At 59.5% G+C, this 22,512-nt stretch carries 19 protein-coding genes and 1 pseudogene; 15 read left to right on the forward strand and 5 right to left on the reverse strand.

Translation table 11 applies throughout. The features are described from left to right. Positions 1-258 precede the first annotated feature (258 nt). From urtA to cho, 10 genes and pseudogenes are all read left to right on the forward strand, one after another. Complete coding sequence (gene urtA / locus VGC33_RS13485; protein ID WP_331121279.1) at positions 259-1,527, forward strand: urea ABC transporter substrate-binding protein; 1,269 nt, start codon at positions 259-261, stop codon at positions 1,525-1,527. Between the two features lie 69 nt (positions 1,528-1,596). Further along, positions 1,597-3,186: an urea ABC transporter permease subunit UrtB gene (urtB, locus tag VGC33_RS13490; protein ID WP_331121280.1), complete on the forward strand. Its 1,590-nt coding sequence runs from the start codon at positions 1,597-1,599 to the stop codon at positions 3,184-3,186. Continuing rightward, positions 3,186-4,262: an urea ABC transporter permease subunit UrtC gene (gene urtC, locus VGC33_RS13495; protein ID WP_331121281.1), complete on the forward strand. Its 1,077-nt coding sequence runs from the start codon at positions 3,186-3,188 to the stop codon at positions 4,260-4,262. The genes urtB and urtC overlap by 1 nt, the downstream gene beginning before the upstream one ends. Then, positions 4,259-5,059, forward strand: a complete 801-nt coding sequence (gene urtD, locus VGC33_RS13500; RefSeq protein WP_331121282.1) for an urea ABC transporter ATP-binding protein UrtD — start codon at positions 4,259-4,261, stop codon at positions 5,057-5,059. The genes urtC and urtD overlap by 4 nt, the downstream gene beginning before the upstream one ends. 16 nt (positions 5,060-5,075) lie before the next feature. Next, positions 5,076-5,774, forward strand: a complete 699-nt coding sequence (gene urtE / locus VGC33_RS13505) for an urea ABC transporter ATP-binding subunit UrtE (protein ID WP_331121283.1) — start codon at positions 5,076-5,078, stop codon at positions 5,772-5,774. Between the two features lie 195 nt (positions 5,775-5,969). Next, positions 5,970-6,368: pseudogene (gene nikR, locus VGC33_RS13510) on the forward strand (nickel-responsive transcriptional regulator NikR); the annotation flags it as partial. A 314-nt stretch (positions 6,369-6,682) separates the two neighbouring features. Beyond that, complete coding sequence (gene cbiM, locus VGC33_RS13515; RefSeq protein WP_331121284.1) at positions 6,683-7,765, forward strand: cobalt transporter CbiM; 1,083 nt, start codon at positions 6,683-6,685, stop codon at positions 7,763-7,765. 2 nt (positions 7,766-7,767) lie between these two features. Beyond that, entirely contained in the window at positions 7,768-8,631 is an 864-nt protein-coding gene (cbiQ, locus tag VGC33_RS13520; protein ID WP_331121285.1) for a cobalt ECF transporter T component CbiQ, read from the forward strand. A gap of 23 nt (positions 8,632-8,654) precedes the next feature. After that, positions 8,655-9,446, forward strand: coding sequence for an energy-coupling factor ABC transporter ATP-binding protein (locus tag VGC33_RS13525; protein ID WP_331121286.1), 792 nt, complete (start codon positions 8,655-8,657; stop codon positions 9,444-9,446). A 106-nt stretch (positions 9,447-9,552) separates the two neighbouring features. Next, positions 9,553-10,416 (forward strand): excinuclease Cho, encoded by an 864-nt coding sequence (gene cho, locus VGC33_RS13530; RefSeq protein ID WP_331121287.1) that lies wholly within the window; start codon positions 9,553-9,555, stop codon positions 10,414-10,416. Here cho and VGC33_RS13535 read toward each other — a convergent pair. Then, a complete protein-coding gene (locus VGC33_RS13535; protein ID WP_331121288.1) occupies positions 10,413-10,928 on the reverse strand; it encodes a DUF1097 domain-containing protein in 516 nt (171 codons plus the stop codon). The genes cho and VGC33_RS13535 overlap by 4 nt on opposite strands. Before the next feature lie 432 nt (positions 10,929-11,360). Further along, positions 11,361-11,816, reverse strand: a complete 456-nt coding sequence (locus VGC33_RS13540; protein ID WP_331121289.1) for an Lrp/AsnC family transcriptional regulator — start codon at positions 11,814-11,816, stop codon at positions 11,361-11,363. Between the two features lie 151 nt (positions 11,817-11,967). Between VGC33_RS13540 and yedA the strand changes: the two genes are divergently transcribed. Beyond that, entirely contained in the window at positions 11,968-12,939 is a 972-nt protein-coding gene (gene yedA / locus VGC33_RS13545; RefSeq protein ID WP_331121290.1) for a drug/metabolite exporter YedA, read from the forward strand. Positions 12,940-13,206: 267 nt separating this feature from the next. Further along, positions 13,207-14,598 carry an MFS transporter gene (locus tag VGC33_RS13550; RefSeq protein ID WP_331121333.1) on the forward strand — a complete coding sequence of 464 codons (1,392 nt, stop codon included), beginning with the start codon at positions 13,207-13,209 and terminating at the stop codon, positions 14,596-14,598. Between the two features lie 77 nt (positions 14,599-14,675). Here VGC33_RS13550 and VGC33_RS13555 read toward each other — a convergent pair whose 3' ends face one another. After that, a complete protein-coding gene (locus VGC33_RS13555; protein WP_331121291.1) occupies positions 14,676-16,232 on the reverse strand; it encodes a methyl-accepting chemotaxis protein in 1,557 nt (518 codons plus the stop codon). Positions 16,233-16,673: 441 nt separating this feature from the next. On the opposite strand from VGC33_RS13555, the gene VGC33_RS13560 reads away from it, so the two are divergent. Continuing rightward, a complete protein-coding gene (locus tag VGC33_RS13560; RefSeq protein WP_331121292.1) occupies positions 16,674-17,003 on the forward strand; it encodes a DMT family transporter in 330 nt (109 codons plus the stop codon). Between the two features lie 59 nt (positions 17,004-17,062). After that, complete coding sequence (gene speG / locus VGC33_RS13565; RefSeq protein ID WP_414636932.1) at positions 17,063-17,677, forward strand: spermidine N1-acetyltransferase; 615 nt, start codon at positions 17,063-17,065, stop codon at positions 17,675-17,677. 215 nt (positions 17,678-17,892) lie between these two features. On the opposite strand, the gene VGC33_RS13570 is transcribed toward speG, so the two are convergent. Further along, the gene (locus tag VGC33_RS13570; protein WP_331121293.1) at positions 17,893-18,726 is read right to left on the reverse strand and encodes a hypothetical protein; all 834 of its coding nucleotides are present in this window, start codon (positions 18,724-18,726) and stop codon (positions 17,893-17,895) included. A gap of 326 nt (positions 18,727-19,052) precedes the next feature. Continuing rightward, positions 19,053-21,194 (reverse strand): glycogen debranching protein GlgX, encoded by a 2,142-nt coding sequence (gene glgX / locus VGC33_RS13575; RefSeq protein ID WP_414636933.1) that lies wholly within the window; start codon positions 21,192-21,194, stop codon positions 19,053-19,055. A gap of 497 nt (positions 21,195-21,691) precedes the next feature. Here glgX and VGC33_RS13580 point away from each other — a divergent pair, with 497 nt between their 5' ends. Then, entirely contained in the window at positions 21,692-22,507 is an 816-nt protein-coding gene (locus VGC33_RS13580; protein ID WP_331121295.1) for a shikimate 5-dehydrogenase, read from the forward strand. Positions 22,508-22,512 lie beyond the last annotated feature (5 nt).

Raw genomic sequence — 22,512 nt, forward strand, 5'->3', positions numbered from 1 at the left:
CGCCTGCCGCGTGTGGTGGCAAACGCCCCGGGCGCATCAAATACCCGGGCGCATCCGGGCGCGGCAATGCACGGTTTTGGCCAGCCGCCCCGCCATGCCGCAGACGTGCCCTTATTTGGTGCGCTCCCCCGCCGCCAGGGCGGTTAACCCCAGGGTACGCGCCGCCGGCCCGTGGCCATGCAACTGGCACGGGGATTGCTTGCTGCATTTCAGTCCCGCCGGTCATTGTTAATCCTCATCAATTCAGGAGTGTATTGCATGCAACGACGTAAATTACTGAAAGCCTTCGCCCTTTCCGCCACGGTCATCGGCATGGGCATCAGCTGGGGGGCGCTTGCCGCCGATACCATCAAGGTCGGCGTGATGCATTCCTTATCCGGCACCATGGCCATCTCGGAGACGCCGTTAAAAGACGTGGCGCTGATGACCATTGATGAAATCAATGCCAAAGGCGGCGTGCTGGGTAAAAAACTGGAGCCGGTGGTGGTGGACCCGGCGTCAAACTGGCCGCTGTTCGCGGAAAAGGCGCGGCAACTGCTGACCCAGGACAAGGTGGCGGTGGTGTTCGGCTGCTGGACCTCGGTCTCGCGCAAATCGGTGTTGCCGGTATTTGAAGAGCTGAACGGCCTGCTGTTCTACCCGGTGCAGTATGAGGGCGAGGAAATGTCGCCTAACGTGTTTTATACCGGGGCGGCCCCCAACCAGCAGGCTATCCCGGCGGTGGAATACCTGATGAGCGAAGACGGCGGCGGCGCCAAGCGCTTCTTCCTGCTCGGCACCGACTATGTCTATCCGCGCACCACCAATAAAATCCTGCGGGCTTTCCTGCACTCAAAAGGCGTGGCGGATAAAGATATCGAAGAAGTCTATACCCCGTTTGGTTATAGCGATTACCAGACCATAGTGGCCAATATCAAGAAATTCTCGGCCGGCGGCAAAACCGCGGTGATCTCCACCATTAATGGCGACTCCAACGTGCCTTTCTATAAAGAGCTGGCCAACCAGGGCATTAAAGCGACCGATGTGCCGGTTATCGCCTTCTCGGTGGGGGAAGAAGAGCTGCGCGGCATCGATACCAAGCCGTTGGTCGGCAACCTGGCGGCCTGGAACTATTTCCAGTCGGTGGACAATCCCACCAATAAGAAATTCGTCGCGCAATGGAAAGCCTATGCCAAGTCCCACAACCTGCCCAACGCGGATACCGTGGTCACCAACGATCCGATGGAAGCCACCTATGTCGGCATCAATATGTGGGCGCAGGCGGTTGAAAAGGCGAAGTCAACCGATGTGGACAAGGTGCGCGCGGCGATGGCCGGACAAACTTTTGCCGCCCCGTCCGGTTTTACCCTGACCATGGACCAGACCAATCACCATCTGCATAAGCCGGTGATGATTGGCGAGATTGAGGCGGACGGCCAGTTTAATGTGGTATGGCAAACCCAAGGGCCGGTGCGCGCGCAGCCCTGGAGCCCGTTTATCGCCGGCAACGATAAAAAACCGGATCATCCGGTTAAAAGCACCCAGTAAAGGGGCGTACCCCTAGGGTGGAAAACGGTAAAGACGGCGGCGGGCCTGGGCGTTCCATAGGGTGAAAATATGGGTTATCTTTCTGTATTATACGCTTTTTTTCTACGGTTTAGCCTGGGCTTGGTCCTATGCCTGCCGGTCTTGGCCCTGGCCGGTCCCGCCGCCGACTTTGCGGCGGCCAGCCGCGCCGATCAGGCGAAACTGCTCCAGGCGTGGTCAAGCGCGCCGGATGCCTCCCGCCTGCCGCTGTTGCAGGCGTTGCGCCAGGAAACCATGGTTCTCGACGAGGCCGGCAAACCCTTTGTCCAGCAAGGCGCCACGCTGACGCCGATGGAAGGCGACGCCGCGCCCACCGGCGGCGTCAAAAAAATCTGGCTTAATAACCGCCTGCGCAATCTTATCGCCAATGCCCTGTCCGTCCATCAGTTGGTCAGCGACGATGCCGGGGTAAGACTACAGGCGGCCGACGCGCTCCAGCGCGAAGCACAGGCCGATCAGCTGCCGCTGCTGCTGGCCCGGCTGCCGCAGGAAAAAGACCCGGCGGTACACGGCGCGTTATTGATTGCGCTGGCCAATCTACAGTTGGGCGATCCGCGTCCCGAGGTGCGTCTACAGGCGGTTACGCTGCTGGGCGAATCGGGCGATCCCGATGTTCAGGTTCGCCTGCAGGCGCTGACGCGGGAAAATACCGAACCCGAAGCCCAGGTGCGCGCGGCGGCGCTAAACAGCCTCAAACAGGTGCAGCACAGGCTGATGATCGGCGATATGCTCGGGCAGGCGTTTACCGGCCTGTCGCTCGGCTCGATACTGCTGCTGGCGGCGCTGGGCCTGGCCATTACCTATGGCCTGCTGGGGGTGATTAACATGGCGCACGGCGAGATGCTGATGCTGGGCGCCTATTCCACATATCTGGTACAACAGCTGATGGAACACTACGCGCCGGCGCTGCTGCCGTTTTATCCGCTGGCGGCCCTGCCGGTGGCCTTCGCCGTGACCGGCGTCATCGGCATGCTGCTTGAACGCAGCGTGATCCGTCATTTATACGGCCGCCCGCTGGAAACCCTGCTGGCGACCTGGGGCATCAGCCTGGTGCTGATCCAGGGGGTGCGCATGCTGTTCGGCGCGCAAAACGTCAGCGTCGCCAACCCCGGCTGGCTCTCCGGCGGCATCCAGCTGCTGCCCAACCTGGTGCTGCCCTACAACCGCCTGGCGGTCATCGTGTTCGTGCTGTGCGTGCTGGCGCTGTGCTGGCTGTTGCTGAATAAAACCCGCCTTGGCATGAATATCCGCGCGGTAACCCAGAACCGGGCCATGGCCGCCTGTTGCGGCGTGCCCACCGGCCGGGTGGACATGCTGGCCTTCGGCCTGGGTTCCGGCATTGCCGGCCTGGGCGGCGTGGCATTGTCCCAGTTGGGCAACGTGGGTCCCGAGCTTGGGCAAGGCTATATTATCGATTCGTTCCTGGTGGTGGTGCTGGGCGGCGTCGGCCAACTGGCGGGCACCGTGGTGGCGGCGTTCGGGCTTGGCATCGTCAATAAAATCCTCGAGCCTGAAATCGGCGCCGTGCTGGGCAAGATCCTGATCCTGGCGCTCATCGTGCTGTTTATCCAAAAACGTCCGCAGGGGCTGTTCGCCGTCAAAGGCCGGGTAATCGACTGATGAGCCAACCCTTAACCCTCACCGGCCTGCAAAGGGCGCCCCGCACCGCCATGGCCCTGGGCGCGCTGGCCTTTATCGCGCTGGTTATCCTGCCGCTGCTGGCCCTGCTGCCGGTGGCCAATCCGCTGAATATCTCCACCTATACCCTGACGCTGGTGGGCAAGATCCTGTGCTACGCCGTGGTGGCCATTGCCCTGGATCTGGTCTGGGGCTATGCCGGGCTGCTGTCCCTCGGGCATGGGCTGTTTTTCGCCCTCGGCGGCTACGCCATGGGCATGTACCTGATGCGCCAGGCGGCGGGAGACGGGCTGCCGGCGTTTATGTCCTTCTTATCCTGGAACGAACTGCCCTGGTTCTGGGCCGGCACCCAGCACTTCGCCTGGGCGCTGTGTCTGATTATGCTGGCCCCCGGCCTGCTGGCGTTCGTTTTCGGCTACTTTTCCTTTCGCTCCAAAATCAAAGGGGTCTATTTTTCCATTATGACCCAGGCGCTGACCTACGCCGCAATGCTGTTGTTCTTTCGCAACGAAACCGGCTTTGGCGGCAATAACGGCTTCACCGGCTTTACCACCCTGTTGGGATTCCAGGTCACCGCCACCTCCACCCGGGTGGGCCTGTTCCTGGCCACCGTGGCGCTGCTGGCGGCGAGCCTGCTGCTGGGCTTCGCCCTGGCGCGCAGCAAATTCGGCCGGGTGCTGACCGCGGTGCGCGATGCGGAAAACCGGCTGATCTTCTGCGGCTACGACCCCAGGGGGTTCAAGCTGTTTGTCTGGACGCTGTCGGCGGTGCTGTGCGGCCTGGCGGGCGCGCTGTATGTACCGCAGGTGGGCATTATCAATCCGGGTGAAATGTCGCCCACCAATTCCATCGAGGCCGCCATCTGGGTGGCGCTTGGCGGCCGCGGCACGCTGGTGGGGCCGCTGCTCGGCGCCGGTATCGTCAACGGCGCCAAAAGCTGGTTTACCATGGCCATGCCGGAGTACTGGCAATTGTTCCTGGGACTGATGTTTATCCTGGTGACGCTGGCGCTGCCGCAGGGGGTTATCGGCCTGCTGCGCAAACGGAGGAATGGATGAACGCCACGCCGAACGCGCTGCTGACGCAGACCTATCCCGCCGATATCCACCGCCTGCGGCGCGATCCGGTGCTGACGCTTACCAACATCAACGTCAGCTTCGACGGGTTCCGCGCCCTGACCGATCTGTCGCTGCAGATAGGCGTGGGCGAGCTGCGTTGTGTTATCGGACCCAACGGCGCGGGTAAAACCACCCTGATGGATGTCATCACCGGCAAAACCCGTCCGCAGAGCGGCGCCGCCGTTTACGATCAGCATACCGACCTGACCAGGCTAAGCCCGGTGCAAATCGCCCAGGCCGGCATCGGCCGTAAATTCCAGAAGCCGACGGTGTTCGAGGCCTTAACGGTATTTGAAAACCTGGAGCTGGCGCTGAAAACCGATAAATCGGTCTGGGCCTGCCTGCGCAATAAGCTCAGCGAGGAACAGCGCGATCGCATTGACGCCATGCTCGCCACGCTGCGTCTCGGCCCGCTGCGCCAGCGTCCGGCCGGCCTGCTGTCCCACGGCCAGAAGCAGTTTCTCGAAATCGGTATGCTGCTGGTGCAGGATCCGCATCTGCTGCTGCTCGACGAGCCGGCCGCCGGCATGACCGACGCCGAAACCGCCTATACCGCCGAGCTGTTCCGCTCGCTGGCGGGTAAACATTCGCTGATGGTGGTGGAACATGATATGGGATTTGTGGAAACCATAGCCGATCACGTCACCGTGCTGCACCAGGGCCAGGTGCTGGCCGAGGGATCCCTGCGCGAGGTGCAGGCCAACGAACAGGTGATTGAAGTCTATTTGGGGCGATGACCGCAGGGGAAACGGGATGCTACAGGTGGAAGAGTTAAACCAGTTTTACGGCGGCAGCCATATCCTGCGCGGCCTGTCGTTCGAGGCGCGGATCGGGGAGGTGACCTGCCTGCTCGGGCGCAACGGCGTGGGCAAAACCACGTTGCTGAAATGCCTGATGGGCCTGCTGCCGGCAAAAACCGGCCGCATCCGCTGGCAGGGTGAGCTTATCAATCAACGGCGTCCCCACCAGCGCGTACAGGCGGGCATCGCTTATGTCCCCCAGGGCCGGGAAATCTTCCCGCGCATGACGGTGGAAGAGAATATCCTGCTGGGCCTGTCGCGGTTTTCCGGCGCGCGCGCCAAACAGCCGCCCGGCTCGGTCTATGAGCTGTTCCCGGTACTGGCGCAGATGAAAAACCGGCGCGGCGGCGATCTGTCCGGCGGCCAGCAACAGCAGTTGGCCATTGCGCGCGCGCTGGCCTGCCAGCCGCAGTTGCTGATCCTCGACGAGCCCACCGAAGGCATCCAGCCGTCGGTTATCAAAGAGATTGGCGTGGTGATCAAGACCCTGGCGGCGCGCGGCGATATGGCGATCCTGCTGGTGGAGCAGTTTTATGATTTTGCCGCCGCCCTGGCGGACAATTATCTGGTGATGTCGCGCGGACAGATAGTGCAGCGCGGCAGGGGCGTCGATATGGAAACCGAGGGAGTGCGCGGGCTGGTGACTATCTGAGGCTTGCCGCAATGTAATAAAAATCGGGAAAACGTCTTTTTCGGCAAATAACAGGAAAAAGAAGCCGCGGCGCGAGAAGACCGTCAAGCGGCGGTTTTGGATTGGCATGTTCCGTGATCTCCCTGGCGTACCGGCCCTATGCTTTATCGCAAAAATGTTTCACACTACATTTTTGCCACATTGCCGGGATGTCCCATGCAGCGATTAACCATTTCCCTTGACGATCGGCTGTCGGCCGAGCTGGACGAACTGATGCGCCTGCGCGGCTACAGCAGCCGCTCGGAGGCGTTCCGCGATATGCTGCGGCGCGACCTGGGCCAGCAGGCGGCCACCGCCGATCCCGAGGCGCCGTTTATCGCGGTGCTCAGCTACGTTTACGATCATCATCAGCGGCAGCTCGCCACGCGCCTGACCGAGCTGCAGCACCACCACCATGAGCTGACCGTCTCCACCATGCACGCCCATCTCAGCCATGACGAATGTGTCGAGACCGCCATCCTGCGCGGCCCGCTGGGCATCTTGACCGACTTTGCCCAGTCGGTGATTGCCCAGACCGGAGTGCGCCACGGCAGCATAAACCTGATTCCGCTGGATGCCCCCGCCGCGGGCGACGCCGAAAGCCCCCCGGTCGGCGCCGCTATGCCGGCCGAGCATAGCCCCGCGGGCGATCACCCTCATGTTCACCGGCATCCGCATAAACACGCATAGGACGACCGGCGGGTTTTGGCCAGGGACGCCAAGCTTGCCAATGCGCCTGTAGCCTATCGGATTGTTAATTGCGCCCGATCAATGATCCGGTATGATTTTTTCTGGAAAAGTATGAATCGCGAAGGCATACTGATTCCCACCCAGTTTTGCCCGTTCGCCGCGCGGTGCGATGCGCGCGGCCTGAATTAAAGGGTTGTCCGATGCATATCCCCGATGGTTATCTCAGCCCGTCCACCTGCGCCGTTGCCTTCCTGATCGCCGCCCCGTTCTGGTGGGTGGCGCAAAAACGCGTGCAAAGCCTGCTGCATACCCGTCTGGTGCCGTTGCTGGCGGTAGTGTCGGCCTTTTGCTTTGTCATTATGATGTTTAACCTGCCCCTGCCGGGCGGCACCACCGGCCACGCGGTGGGCATGGCGGTGGCGGCCATCGTGCTGGGACCCTGGGCTGCGATACTGGCCGTCTCGATGGCGTTGTTTATCCAGGCGGTATTCTTCGGCGACGGCGGTATTACCGCGTTGGGCGCCAACTGCCTGAATATGGCCATTGTCGGTCCGCTGGCCGCCTACGGCCTCTACCGCCTGATTGCCGCCGGTTCGGCCATTACCGCCAGGCGGCGGGTGGTGGCGGCCACGGTGGCCGGCTACTGCGCCATTAATATCGCCGCGCTGCTGGCGGCGGTGGAATTCGGCATCCAGCCGCTGCTGTTCACCGACGCCGCCGGTGCGCCGCTGTATGCGCCCTATCCGCTGGCGGTGGCGGTGCCCGCCATGCTGCTGGGCCATCTGACCTTCGCCGGACTGGCGGAGGCCGTGGTGACCGGCGGCATCGTCGCCTATCTGCAGAAAGCCAATCCCGACCTGCTGCGCGCCACCGCCGCGGGCGACGCGCCGGCGCCGGCGCGCCTTTCCGGCTGGCGGCCGGTGCGCTCGCTGTGGCTCGGCATGGCGATGGTGATGATATTAAGCCCGCTTGGCCTGCTGGCCGCCGGCACCGCCTGGGGTGAATGGGGCGCCGCCGATTTCCATGACGCCGGCGCCAGGGCCGGCATCACCCGCGCCTCGGGCAATATCGCGCCGCCGCCGGGCGTTCCGGCGGGCATGATGCGCCTGCAGGCGCTGTGGTCCGCGCCCATGCCGGCCTACGCCCCGTCATTTATGCAAAACGCCCGCCTCGGCTATGTGCTGTCGGCCATTATGGGCAGCGGGATGATCCTGCTGGCGTTTTATCTGCTGGCGCGCCTCAAGCGCACCGCCGCCTGGCGTCCGCAATCGGGTCAGCGCTGAGGGTGCGCGAACCGTCCTTCAGCCGCCGGCGCGCGCCGGGAAGCCGGCACTTTGTCGCGCGCCTGCTGGCGGGCCTGCTGGCGGCCATGGCGCATGCCGATGACGCGCAGGCCATGGCCGATCGGCGGGGATGGCTGCAACAGCTGGATCCGCGCGTTAAGCTGATGGGCCTGGGCGCGCTGATAATGACCGCCGTCGCCGTGCATTCGCTGCTGGCTCTGGCCGGCCTGCTGCTTGCGGCGGCGGTCATGGCGCGGCGGTCGGCGATATCGCTGGCCCGGCTGCTGCGACAGGTATGGCTCGGCGTGCTGCTGTTCACCGGCGTACTGGCGCTGCCGGCGCTGTTTATGGTGCCCGGCGCGCCGCTTTTTACCCTGCCCTTCACGCCGATTACCGTCACCGGGCAGGGGTTGCGCGTGGCTTTGCTGCTGGTCGGCCGGGCGGAAACGTCGGCGACCCTGACGCTGCTGCTGGTTTTGACCACCCCCTGGCCCCTGCTGCTCAAGGCTTTGCGATCGCTGCGGGTGCCTAAAGCGGTGGTGATGATCCTCGGCATGACCCATCGTTATATTTTTGTCCTGCTCGGCAGCGCGATTGCCCTGTTTGATGCGCGCGCCAGCCGGATGGTCGGCCCCCTGCCGGCCGGCGAGCGCCGCCGGCTGGCGGTCAACGCCGCCGGCAGCCTGCTGGAGCGTTCTTTGTATCTCAGCCAGGAGGTGCATCTGGCCATGCTGTCGCGCGGCTTTCGCGGCGATATCAGGCTGATGGACGATTTGCGTTTGCAAAAACGCGACTGGCGCGCGCTGCCGGTGTTTATGCTGCTGGTGCTGGCCGGTTTCGGCTGCCAGTGGCTGCGGTTACCCTGAATGACGCCTTGGAAACACAAGCCATGCGAACGCACCCCACCCCGCCGTTGAACACCCCGCCGGTCTATGACTTACAGCAGGTGGGTTACGCCTATCAGTCGGTGCCCGCGCTGCGGGAGATCACGTTCCAGGTTCAGGCGGGCCAGCGCATTGCCCTGCTCGGCGCCAACGGCTCGGGCAAATCCACCCTGCTGCGCGTGCTGGACGGGCTGTATTTCCCCAACGCCGGGCGCCTGCGCGCGTTCGGCCGGGAACTCGATGAAAACGCCCTGCGCGGGGACGAGGAGGCCTATGCTTTCAGGCGCAGGGTCGGACTGGTGTTCCAGAATTCCGATGTGCAATTGTTCAACCCGACGGTCTATGACGAACTGGCGTTCGGCCCCCTGCAACTGGGCTGGGATAAACCGCGCATCGCCGGGCGTATCGACGCGTTGCTGGAACAGTTCGGCATCGCGCACCTGCGCCACCGGTCGCCCCACCGTTTGTCCGGCGGCGAGAAAAAACGCGTCGCCCTGGCGTCGGTTTTGATTATCGAGCCCGAGGTGTTATTGCTTGACGAACCCTGTGGCGGCCTGGACCCGTTAAGCCAGGGCAATATGCTGCGATTCCTGCGCGACAGCCGCGGGCATACGCTTATCACCGCCACGCACGATCTGGCCATTGTTCCGGATATTGCGGATTGGTGTTTTGTGCTGCGCGAGGGGCGTCTCGCGGCCCATGGTCCAACGGCGACAATTCTGTCCGACGGCGCGCTGCTGCGGGAATGCCATCTGGCCCGGCACCGGCAGGAGGATGATAACCTTCACCGGTATTAATCCACAGATTGCTTTATAAAATTATGATCAGGCGTTATTTTGCGCTGTCGCGATAAAAAATAACCTGTTATGCTGGATAAAACAACAGTAAAAAGAGTTCAGGTCAGTGTATAAGCGTTTGTCCGCCGCCCGCAAGGAGTTCGACCCCACCGAGGCTTATCAGTATCCCGAGCACCTGCGCCAGTATCTCGACGGCCTGCCCGCCGCGCCAGGCGTATATGTGTTTCATAGCGACAGCGACGTAATGCCGTTGTATATCGGCAAAAGCGTGAATATCCGCAGCCGGGTAATGTCGCACCTGCGCACCGCCGGCGAAGCGCGCATGCTGCGTCAGTCGCGGCGCATCAGCTACCATCTCACCGCCGGCGAAATCGGCGCCCTGCTGCTGGAGGCGCAAATGATCAAGGCGCTCCAGCCACTGCACAATAAACGGCTGCGGCGCAGCCGTCAGCTGTGCTCGATTCATCTGGCGGGCGGCGTGCCCGTCATCGTCTCGGCCAAAGAGATCGATTTTGCCCGCACGCCGGATTTATACGGCCTGTTTTCCAGTCGCCGCTCCGCCCAGCAGACCCTGCTGGATATCGGCGACGGCGAATTGCTCTGTTACAGCCTGCTCGGCCTGGAAAGGCTTAGCCACGGCCGCGCCTGCTTCCGGTTCCATCTCGGACGCTGCGCGGGCGCCTGCTGCGGCAAGGAAAGCCCGGAGGAGCACCAGTTGCGCCTGCTGGACGCGCTGCAGCGGATGCGCATCGTCTCCTGGCCCTACCCCGGCGCCATCGGCCTGGTGGAGCACAGCGGCGACCGGCGGCAAATCCACGTGGTCAACAATTGGTTTTATTTGGGTTCGGCAGCCAGCCTGGCGGAAGCGGCGGGCCTGAACACCGTGGCGCAGGGGTTTGACCGCGACGGCTACAATATCCTCAGCGGGCCGATATTAAGCGGCCTGCATGAGATTATAGAACTACGCTAAGGGGTGAACCAGGCGATACGCAAATGACCATGCAGCGCCTGGCAAGCAAACCCGGCGAGCCCGCCGATGGCGGATGCGCCGAACAAAGCGGTAAACGCCTCGGGCGTCGGTTCCTGCCCGGCGGCATGGAATGTCACCATGCCGAGAAACCAGGCCAGGGTATTATCGACGATACGGGTAGTGCGCAGGCTGACTATCAGGACGGCCACCAAAAATACCACCAATGGCAAGGCCAGCGCGTCCATGGCCGGCGACAGCGCAGACAGTAACCGATGGGAAACGGCCGCCAGCCCTATGCCCAGCCACAGGCAGATTATGGCGCACACCCCTTCGCGCCATGACGCCGGGCGGGTGAACCAGCTTATCAGCCCCGCGAACATCACCCAAACCTCAAGCGACAGCGCCGCGCTGCCCCAGGCGGCAAACGACGCGCTCGCGGCGGCTAGCAGGGTGAACAGGATGAACTGCCCGGGCGTTTGCGGTAGAACATGTTCGGGTTGGCGGGTGTTCACGGCCGTTTCCTTGCGCAAGTTGGCACTTGCTTTCAAGATAGGCGCTGGGGATAAGGCGGTCTATGTCGCCGCATCTATAGTATCTTTGCCGTCGCCGCGCCGCGCGCCTTGACCGCTGGCAAACCCATCATGCCCGCTTCAGATTCGCAGGTTTGACCATGAACAGGCGGCCCTGAAAAGGGCCGCCTGTTGATCAAAAAACCGGGGTCAAGCTACAGCGGATGACGCCCCGACAAAAGCGCCATGCCTTAATACAGACTGAATTTTGCGGCCTGGGTGTGGATATTGGCCTGTTGTTGCAGAAATTTGTTAAATTTGCGTATAATTTTCATTGCTGATTCCTCACATTGCTCTGCGGTTAATGTGATGTTCATCACACTTTTTCGTAGTTTATGCATAATGAAACAGCATGTCAATTTTATGTGATGCTTATCACATTTTTTTTAACGTTTCGCTTACCAGCTCCGGCGCGATGCGCTCCACCGGCGCCGAAAGGATAATCGAGGTCTTGGTGGCGCCGAATTGGCTTACCCGCTCGATAAACGCTTCCATCGCCGCCATATCGCCGACCGCGCCGCGGATAATAACGCAGGCTTCGCCGGTAACCCGGTAGCATTGGAGGATTTCGGGGATCCGGGTCAGCATCTTCAGCGTATTTTGCCAGTGGTTATGATTAAGCCGCAGCTCGACGATAAACGTAATCGGCAGACCCAGTTTTTCCAGGTTGACGTGGGCGTGATAGCCGGTGATGATTTTTTTCGCCTCAAGCTTGGCGACCCGCTCCGCCACCGCCGGCGGCGAGAGATTCACCCTTCTCGCCAGCTCGGCGTAGGTCAGCCTGCCGTTTTCCACCAGCGCCTGCAGTATCAGCTCATCAAATTTATCCATATCTGTCCCGTTGGCCCGCCGCCGTTGAATCAAAGGTTTTATCCGGCTATTTTCGTTGGTTTGCCGGGTGATTACGAGAAAAAAAATGCATTGACCGGCATAAAAAAAGGTTTACTAATTATTCCAAGGTTTAGTTTCATAAGGCAGTGACATGCAATTACGGGATTCCAACGGACTCAAGCTGGCCCTGGCGCTCTTTACGCTTTATATCATCTGGGGATCGACCTATTTCGTTATCCGCGTTGGGGTAGCCAGCTGGCCACCGCTGCTGATGGCCGGCGTACGTTTTTTAACTGCCGGCATCGTGCTGTTTGCCCTGCTGCGCCTGAAAGGCGAGGCCCTGCCTTCGCCGCGCCAGACGCTTAACGCGGGCATGATCGGCATCCTGCTGCTGGCGATTGGCAACGGCCTGGTGACGGTGGCCGAGCATATGCAGGTGCCGTCAGGCATTACCGCGGTGATTGTCGCCACGGTACCGCTGTTCGCCGCCTGTTTCGGCAGTTTTTGGGGCTTGCGCGCCACGCGCCTGGAATGGTTTGGCATCATGTTGGGCCTGGTCGGCATTATTTTGCTCAACACCGGCGGCAACCTGACCGGCAACCCGCTCGGCGCGCTGCTGGTGATCGTGGCTTCCGTCAGCTGGGCGTTCGGTTCCATCTGGAGCTCAAGGCTTGATTTGCCCAAGGGCATGATGGTCGGGGCGGTGGAAATGATCGTGGCGGGGGCGGTATTGCTTATCGCCAGCCTGCTCAGCGGCGAGCGCCTGTCCCGGATGCCGGACACCGCCGGACTGCTGGCCATCGGCTATCTGATCGTGTTCGGTTCTATTATCGCCATTAACGCCTATATGTACCTGCTCTCCCACGCCCGTCCGGCGCTGGCCACCAGCTACGCCTATGTGAATCCGGTGGTGGCGGTGCTGCTCGGCATGGGGTTTGCCGGCGAACGGCTTAATCCGGTGGAATGGGTGGCGCTGGGCATTATCATCCTGGCGGTGGCCATCGTCATGGTGGGCAAATCCTTCGGCGGACGCAACCAACGCACCGCCAATCCGCTCCCGGCCCGCGAAGCCCCGGACAGCCGGCTGAGCGCGGCGGATATCAATCCCAAGTCCACCCGCTAGATAATCCCGCCCTACCGGCGCACGGCAAGTTGTAAACCAGCATGATTTTTTGTATGACAAATTCTATGCGCAGGGTAAAATATTATCACTTTCCCGGCGAATGTCCGGGTATCTTCCGGTGGCAGCGGCTGACGGGCCGGCCGGCGACAGTTGATAGCGTAAGGATTGGGACAGGCGATGGCGAACGAGAAACAACCGGCGTCTCCCTTAGGCGAGAACGGCGCGGCCGACGCGCCGGACGAGACCGCCTCAAGGGGTATTTCGGCCATGGCGCTGCTGGTGGCCGGGGCGTTTTTTATGGAGTATATCGACGGTACGGTGATCGCCACCGCGCTGCCGCAGATGGCCCTGACCTTCGGCATCTCGCCGGTGGACCTGAATATCGGCATGAGCGCCTATTTATTGACGCTGGCGGTGCTGATCCCGGCCAGCGGCTGGATCGCCGATCGTTTTGGATCGCGGCAGGTCTTTACCGTGGCGCTGGCGATCTTTACCCTGGCGTCCGTATTGTGCGGCCTGACGCAGACTGTGCCGCAGTTCGTGGTGATGCGTATCCTGCAAGGCGCGGGCGGCGCGTTGATGGTACCGGTCGGGCGGCTGGCGGTATTGCGCAGCACCCCCAAATCACAGTTAATCAAAGCCATCGCCACCCTCACCTGGCCGGCGCTGGTGGCGCCGATCCTGGGTCCGCCGCTGGGCGGTTTCATTACCGATTACGCCAGTTGGCGCTGGATCTTTTTTATCAACCTGCCCCTGGGGCTGGTGGCGATTATCGCCGCCTGGAAACTTATTCCCAATCCGCCGCGCACAGAGCGCGCGCCGTTCGATGTGTTCGGGTTTATCGCCAGCGGCGCGGCGATGCTCAGCCTGGTCTACGGCCTGGAACTGACCGGGCGCCACGATGCCTCGTGGCCGTATATGATCCTGTTTTTAGGATTGGGCGTGCTGGCGCTTGCGGTCACCGTACGGCACCTGCGGCGCGCCCGGCAGCCGATGATCCGCCTGGGTTCTCTGCGGGTGCAGACCTTTCGCGTCACCATGGGCGGCGGCTCACTGTTCCGCATGGCGATAGGCGCGGTGCCTTTCTTGCTGCCGCTGCTGTTCCAGGTCGGGTTCGGCATGGATGCGTTCCATGCCGGGTCGCTGGTACTGGCGGTTTTTGCCGGCAACCTGGCGATGAAACCGGCTACCACGCCGCTGATTCGCCACTTCGGCTTTCGCAAGGTACTGCTGGTTAACGGCACGCTGGCGGCGCTGTCCCTGCTGGCCTGCGCCTTCCTGACGCCGCAGACGCCCGGCTGGCTGACGCTTGCGGTATTGTTTTTCGGCGGCCTGTGCCGCTCGATGCAGTTTACCGGCATCAGCACCCTGGCGTTTGCCGATATTCCGCAAAGCGAGATGAGCTACGCCAATACGCTGTTCAGCACCGCGGTGCAGTTATCCATCGGCATGGGTATTACCATCGGCGCCATAGGCATCCGCCTGGGTGAACAGCTGGCGCCATGGCTGGGGCTGGGGGATCTGCCGGGCATCGCCTATCGGCTGGCCTTCGTGCTGATTACCCTGATGTCGCTGCTCGGTCTGCTGGATCTGCTGCGCCTGCCGGCCAATGCCGGCGAACTGGTCTCACGCAAGCCCAAGCGCGCCAAGGCCGGTTAAACCATACGATAACAAAACGCCCGCGGACCCATACCGTTGCCGGTGTTGATCCACGGGCGCGTTTCACCGCGGCGTTATCAGGCGGTTTGGAAGAAACTTACCGCCCGGCGCAGCTCTTGTCCCTGTTCGGTCAGCGAACGGGCGGCGGCGGCGGCCTGCTCCACCAGCGCGGCGTTTTGCTGGGTGACCTGGTCCATCTGGGCCACTGCCTGCCCCACTTCCTGGATACCCATATGCTGTTCGCTGCTGGCGGTGGCGATTTCGTGAATAATGGCGGCCACCTTGTCCACCGAATCGACAATTTCGGTCATCGCCTTGCTGGCGTTATCCGCCCGTTCGGACCCGGCGGTAATTTTTTCCACCGTACCCTCAATCAGCGCTTTGATTTCCTTGGCGGCGTCGGCGCTCTTTTGCGCCAGCGTGCGTACTTCGCTCGCCACCACGGCAAATCCTTTTCCCTGGGTGCCGGCCCGCGCCGCCTCGACGGCGGCGTTAAGCGCCAGCAGATTGGTCTGGAAAGCAATCCCTTCGATGACCGAAATGATATTGACGATTTTTTTCGAACTTTGGGAAATGTCGCGCATATGCGTCAGCATTTCCGCCACGATTTTACCGCCCTGGCTGGCGGTGCGTGACGTGGCGACCGCCAGTTCGCTGGCTTCCTTGGCATTATCGGCATTGTGATGCACGGTCTGCGTCAGTTGCTGCATATTGGCCGAGGTCTGGATTAACGACGCCGCCTGTTCTTCGGTGCGCTGCGACAGGTCGGTATTGCCCTGGGCGATTTGCCCGGAGGCCACCGAGATGGATTCGCTGCCGCTGACGATGCCGCTGATGGTGCCCCGCAGCTGCTGGCTCATGGCGCTCAGCGCCGCCAGCAGGCTGCTGCTGTCCTTGGCGCCAAGCTTGATGCCGGTGGTAAGGTTGCCGGCGGCAATCTTACGCATGATTGAGGTGGCGTAAGCCGGCTCGCCGCCCAGTTGGCGCCACAGGTTGCGGGATATCATCGTGGCCAGCACGCCGGATACCAGCAGGGCGAACAGCGCAAGGCCCAGCAGGGTATATTTCGCGATTTCATAGCCTTGGGTCGCCTGCCTGGCCGCCTCCTGGCTGCCGCCGACTTCCCGGTCGACCATGGTGGCCAAATCGATCATCAGCTGGGTACGGTATTTACGCGAGGTATCTCCGCTAATGCGGATGGCGCCGGTGACATCATTTTCCGACATCGCCGCGACCATTTTATCATTCGCCTGGCTGAACTCATTGAAATTAGCCATGATCTGGCTAAACAGCGGCGTGGAGCTTAAAGGCGTTTTCAGCGCCAGGTAGGCATTCTGGGCGCGCAGGAAATTCGCCACCGCCTGCATCAGTTCCACCCGATGTCCTTCACGGTCTTCATCCGTTGGGGACGCGATGTATTGCACCTGCTGTAAACGCAACTCGGCTAAGGTACCGCGCATCTCAAGCGTGTAGCGCACACCGGGCAGCCAGTCGTTGCGATAGGCGTCGATATGGGCATTATTGGCGCTGAGCTGGTAAAGCGACACGCCGCCCAGGCAAAGCATTAAGGCGATAATAATGGCAAAGCCGCTGAACAGCTGAACCATAAAGGGTAAGTGGAGTATTTTTTTCATGACCATAGCCATCCGTGCAGAGAAGTAACGGTCTATCGGCAAAAAATGAGGGATAATGAGGAGCGAAAGAGGGTTTAATTGCGTTCCGTGATCAACCTGTCATTTTTGGCAGGAAAGTTATCATACCAATTGGCCGAACCCTGGCAAAATGCGCACGTTGCGCGCCGGATTCAAGGCGGTGCCCCCGGCGCGCGCGTGCCGCCGGCATCGCCGGTGGTGTCGCGGGCGACGGCGCGACGGGCGATAATACGGCTGCGCCATGACGCAGCGATCGCCCCGCTGCGCCCGTAGCTCTAACCGGTAATATAACCCGTAACAGGTACGTGTTAGTACAGCCACTACAGAGATTATTCACCGTATTTGTCATAATATTGCCAATTTTCTTATTCCCGCGGGCTATGCTAATATCGGTAACCTTATTGAAAACCATAGAATAACCTTATGACCTATCTTTATCTGCTCATCGCGATAATTTCTGAAGTGATTGCCACAAGTTCGCTAAAAGCCTCGGCCGGTTTTACGAAAATTTACCCTTCCATTGTGGTTGTCACCGGATATTGTATTTCCTTTATATTGCTGTCGCTGGTGCTTAAAACGATGCCGATGGGCGTCGCCTATGCGGTTTGGGCAAGCTTAGGCATTGTATTTGTTGCCGTTTCCGGCTACTTATTTTTTGATCAAAAACTCGACATCTACGCAATAGTAGGCATGTTTATGATTATCGGCGGCGTGCTGGTCATGAATGTCGTATCGAAATCCACCAGCCATTAATTAACTTATAATATAATTATTTAATTACTAGATATATAAAATAATCCTTGGTAAATATCATGATTGTGGAAAATGAAATTTCTCATAGCTATAATATCAAGCTGCGACCTTTGGAACGGGAAGACCTGCATTTCGTTCACCAGCTGGATAATAATGAAACCGTCATGCGTTATTGGTTCGAGGAACCTTATGAGGCGTTTGTCGAACTAAACGACCTTTATGACAAGCATATCCATGACCAAAGCGAACGGCGGTTTATCATTGATAAGGAAGGGGTGGGCATCGGCCTGGTGGAGCTGGTGGAAATCAATCACATCCACCGCCGCGCCGAGTTCCAGATCCTGGTCGACCCGGCCCACCAGGGCCGCGGCTATGCCGGCATCGCCGCGCAGCTGGCCATGAACTACGGATTTATGGTGCTTAACCTGCATAAGCTGTACCTGATCGTGGATGAGGAAAACGAAAAGGCCATCCATATCTACGGCAAGCTGGGTTTCAAGGTCGAGGGCCTGTTGCTGAAAGAATATTTCGTCAACGGCGAATACCGCAATACCATCCGGATGTGTATTTTCCAAAATGGCTACCTGGCCGGCAGGACGAAAAATCCCCCTGGCGCCAGGCAAGACGGCTGCCAATCGCACCGTAATCCGCAGGATATCGCCCACGGGGCGTAATCCGGGTCGCTGATCGCAGCTGATATCATCATCATGTCCCCGGACCCCGGGCAAAAACCCCAGTGACCCGGGCGACGCCAATGCATCTCCGGGTAACCAAGGCCAATATATATAAGCGACGTTAGCATTTTTTTATATCCCCTGGGGCGGACGGGACGTGAAAGCCGGACGAAACCCAGGTCTTTGACTCGGTTTTATTGCCATCGCCCGCTGCTTTATATTCTTATCTTAGAGAATTCCCTGGTGTTGAAGACTTCCGAGCTACAGTTAACATAAAAATCGTCCTGCAGTGACATGGCATTGTCAATATAGACTGAAATATCGCAGCCGTAGTCAATTTTGCTTTTTTGCAGCGTATTCGTCGGCAGGGTTTTATTGATACGGGTAATCGCCGCTTTACAACCACGCTTATCGGCGATAATGACCCGCTCCGGCGTAATAAGGTTAACATTCCAGCCCGCATTGATCACCATGGCCCTGATATCAAAATCATCGCCGGATATCGCCGCCACATCGCGCATAACGTTAACCTGCTCCAGAATGAATGCTTTCACCGAAACAGGGTCCAGAACAACCTTCTGATAAGGTTCCAGGATTTTACTTAACACGCCGTTCACCATCAACATGATTTCCGTATCTTTATTAAACTGAGAATAGGAACCGTAGCCATCGGTAAAGACCAGCTCTTGGCGTTTTTCAAAAAAAATCGGCGCCAGATCAATCAGTTTATGGTAAATCTGCGCATCCAGTTTAGACGCCGCGCAGTCTTGCGCACGATGATGGCTAACCCAAAGCCTTACGGCATCGGCGATTTTATTATTGGTGACATACGACATGGCGTAATAATTGGTTTTAAGATACTTATTGATATCAATCAATTCGTTAAATAATACATCCGACTGGATAAAGCTAAGGTTAAATTCTCGAGCCAGCGCCGCCTGCGTTAAAAAAGGATTGCCCAGCATCAGACAGACCGCGTCTAACAGCAGATCGTCGCCAAACTCAAATTGGCGGATAAATCTTAAGGGGCTATTGCGCAATGCATTCATCTGTTATCAAGTCCCATGGCATTAAGCAGTTTTCCGGAAGCGCCAACGACAGGGCAACGGTTATCCTTCTGGTCAACTGAGGCCAACGTATTCGCGCTTAGGGACTATCGGCAGCGGGAGGTAAATATTTAGAAAAAAACGCGGTAAATCCCCACCTTAACCGGACAACCGGCGCGGCGGCACGGTATGCCCGCCTACACCGCCCGCCAGGCAGGCCGGTTAAAGGGACAGCGTGCCGATGGGGTCGGATCGGGCGTGGTGTTTTCGCCCGACCGCGCGCCGCATGGCACGGTATGCCGGCGATCGCCGGACTGACATGAAGTGTGTTAAGCCATAACCATCGTGGTCTTGGTATTCACCAGTTCAAACAGCACCACCGTTCGCGATGGACAGGTATAAGCATGGCCGAAACCAAAGCTATGCTCATTAATATCATCCGGTTGGAAGGTATCAAAAATATGCCGCCAACCGTAACCGTGCGCCACCTCCGGCAAGGTAAACACCAAATCCTCATGGGACGCGCTAAACAGCAACAGCACGGTACTCTGCGATCCCACCCGCAAAAGCCCGGTAGGCTGCGCCCGACCGTCCAGCAACATACCTATGCTCTTCAGATTGCCGTCATTCCAGGCTTCCTCCGACATCTCATCGCCATTGGGCTGAACCCAGGTCACATCTTTAATATTAAGTTTTTCATTCAGTTTACCGCTGAGAAAACGTCCGCGATGCAAAATCGGGAAACGGTTACGCAAGGCAATCAGCCGATAGGTATATAAAATCAGGGATTCGCCCTTATCGTTGATATCCCAATTTATCCAGCTGATCTCGCTGTCCTGGCAATAACCGTTATTGTTACCCTGCTGGGTGCGGGCGAATTCATCCCCCGCCAACAGCATCGGCGTGCCCTGCGAGAACATCAGCGTCGCCAGCATATTGCGCATCTGGCGCAGCCGCAGCTCGCTGATGGCCGGATCGTCGGTCGGGCCTTCGGCGCCATAGTTTGCCGAGATATTGTCACTGTGGCCGTCGCGGTTATCCTCGCCGTTGGCTTCGTTATGCTTATGCTCGTAGGACACCAGATCGTTAAGCGTAAAACCATCATGGGCGGTAATAAAATTAACCGACGCATAAGGCTTACGGCCGCGGTGATTAAAGATATCGGCGGACCCGGCCAGACGGGTGGTAAAATCCGCCAGTTGGCCTTCGTCCCCGCGCCAGAATTTACGTACCGAATCGCGATACCTGTCGTTCCACTCCGACCAGCCCGGCGGGAAACCGCCGACCTGATACCCGCCGGGGCCACAGTCCCAAGGCTCGGCAATCAGCTTGACCTGGCTCAGTATCGGGTCCTGGCGGCAGGTGTCGAGAAAACCGCAGCCTTCGTCGAAACCATATGCCTCGCGCCCCAGAATGGTCGCCAAATCGAAACGGAAACCGTCCACCTGCATCTCGGTCGCCCAGTAGCGCAAGGAGTCCGTCACCATTTGCAACACCCGCGGATGGCTCAGGTTAAGGGTATTGCCGGTGCCGGTATCGTTAATGTAATAACGCTTTTCCTCGGGAAACAGGCGATAGTAGCTGGCATTATCGATACCTTTAAGCGACAGCGTCGGACCGAGCTCGTTGCCTTCGGCGGTATGGTTGTACACCACATCCAGGATCACCTCGATGCCGGCGGCGTGCAGGGTGGCTATCATCTGTTTAAATTCATTCACCGTCGAGGTGGCCATATACTGCGGATGGGGCGCAAAAAAACACAGCGTATTGTAGCCCCAAAAATTGTGCAGCCCGTTTTCCTGCAAATGGCGATCGTCGGTGAAGGCATGGATCGGCATCAGTTCGATGGCGGTCACGCCGAGCGATTTGATGTAATCGACAATCTGCGGCGTGCTAAGCCCGGAAAAGGTGCCGCGCAGATGCTCCGGCACCGCGGGGTGGCGCATGGTATAGCCGCGCACATGGGTTTCATAAATCAGCGTTTTTTCCCAGGGGATAAAACTTTTGCCGTTGGCCGGCCAGGAAAACGCCGGGTCGATCACCCGGCATTTCGGCATAAAGGGCGCGCTGTCGCGCTCATCCACGCTCAGATCCTTATCCTCCGCGTCGAAGTTGTAGGCGAACAGCGCGTCATCCCATTTCAGCTCGCCCCAGATCTGCTTGGCGTAGGGATCGAGCAGCAGTTTGGACGGATTAAAACGATGTCCTTCCTCAGGGGCAAAAGGACCGTGGACCCGATAGCCATACAGCAGGCCGGGACGCGCGTCCGGCAGGTAGCCATGCCACACCTCGTCGGTATATTCCGGCAGTTCTATCCGGTCATACTCCTCGCCCTCTTCGGTAAACAGGCACAGCTCCACTTTGGTGGCATGGGCGGAAAAAATGGCGAAATTAACCCCCAGTCCGTCCCAGGTGGACCCCAGCGGTACCGGCATCCCTTCCCTGACGCGCGTTTTGCGTTCCGCGTCCAGGCGGCTGACAATGTCATGATCGCTGTTGGGATGTGCAATGCGCACTCCCTTATCATCAATGGTCACCACCACCTGATTATCAACTTTGCTCGCCATGGTGGTGGTGGTGGTCGGAATAACAATTTCGGTGGTTTTTTTCGACGTTCCCTTAGCCATCAACCTCATCTCCTGCGCTTGATTTTAGTCTATTCAGTCAAAATGCCGACCGTTGCCCGCAGGTTATGCCGGCATCCGATGGACAATATGGTTCCTGCCGGTAATGGCATGGGGGTTAACGGCACATCGGCCGGTGAAAGTGGAATGGTCATCACGCCTTATTGGAGTGTAGTACCGGTTTAGGGTTACGCCAGAGGCGCCGGGGAATGTTTCGACGCCGGCGCCGCCATCCGCCGTCTGAACCGCCTGATGGCGACGCCATGATGTGATATGCTTTTCCGGACAGCCTTTCATCAACCGCGTAACGGCGTTTGTTCACGACGCAGGCAAACAGGATCCCCATGATGAATATCGATAAAGATACCGTATTATGCATGTCGCTTGCCGCCCGCCCCGGCAATTTCGGCACGCGTTTTCATAATTACCTCTATGAACAGCTTGGCCTGAATTATCTCTATAAAGCCTTTACCACCCGCGATCTTGCCGCCGCCATCGGCGGCGTCAGGGCGCTGGGCATCCGCGGCTGCGCGGTGTCGATGCCGTTCAAAGAGGATTGCATCCCTTACCTGGACGAGCTGGATCCCTCGGCCAAGGCCATCGAATCAGTGAATACCATCGTCAACACCGACGGCTATCTGAAAGCCTATAACACCGACTTTATCGCCATTGAACGCCTGCTGGCCAAGCATCAGGTCAGCCCGGACAGCGCCTTTGCCCTGCGCGGCAGCGGCGGCATGGCGAAAGCGGTGGCCGGCGCGCTGCATAACGCCGGATTCCGCCAGGGGGTGATCATCGCCCGCAACGAAAAAACCGGCCGTCATCTGGCGCAGCTCTACGGCTACCGCTGGCAGGCGGATGAAACCGGTCTGGACGCCGCGCTGCTGATTAACGTCACGCCGGTGGGCATGACGGGCGGCGCCGGGGCCGATGAGCTGGCCTTTAGCGAACCGCATATCGCCCGGGCCGACCGGGTGTTCGACGTGGTGGCGCTGCCGGCTGAAACGCCATTGATTCAATATGCGCGCCTGAACGACAAAGCCGTAATCACCGGGGCCGAGGTGATAGCCATCCAGGCGCTGGAGCAGTTTGTGCTGTATACCGGCGTGCGTCCCGATGACGCATTGGTGGAGCGCGCTGCCGCCTACGCCCGCGGCTGAATAAC

Origin of the sequence: Acerihabitans sp., assembly GCF_036398755.1 — a bacterium.
Lineage (GTDB): Bacteria > Pseudomonadota > Gammaproteobacteria > Enterobacterales > Enterobacteriaceae > Acerihabitans.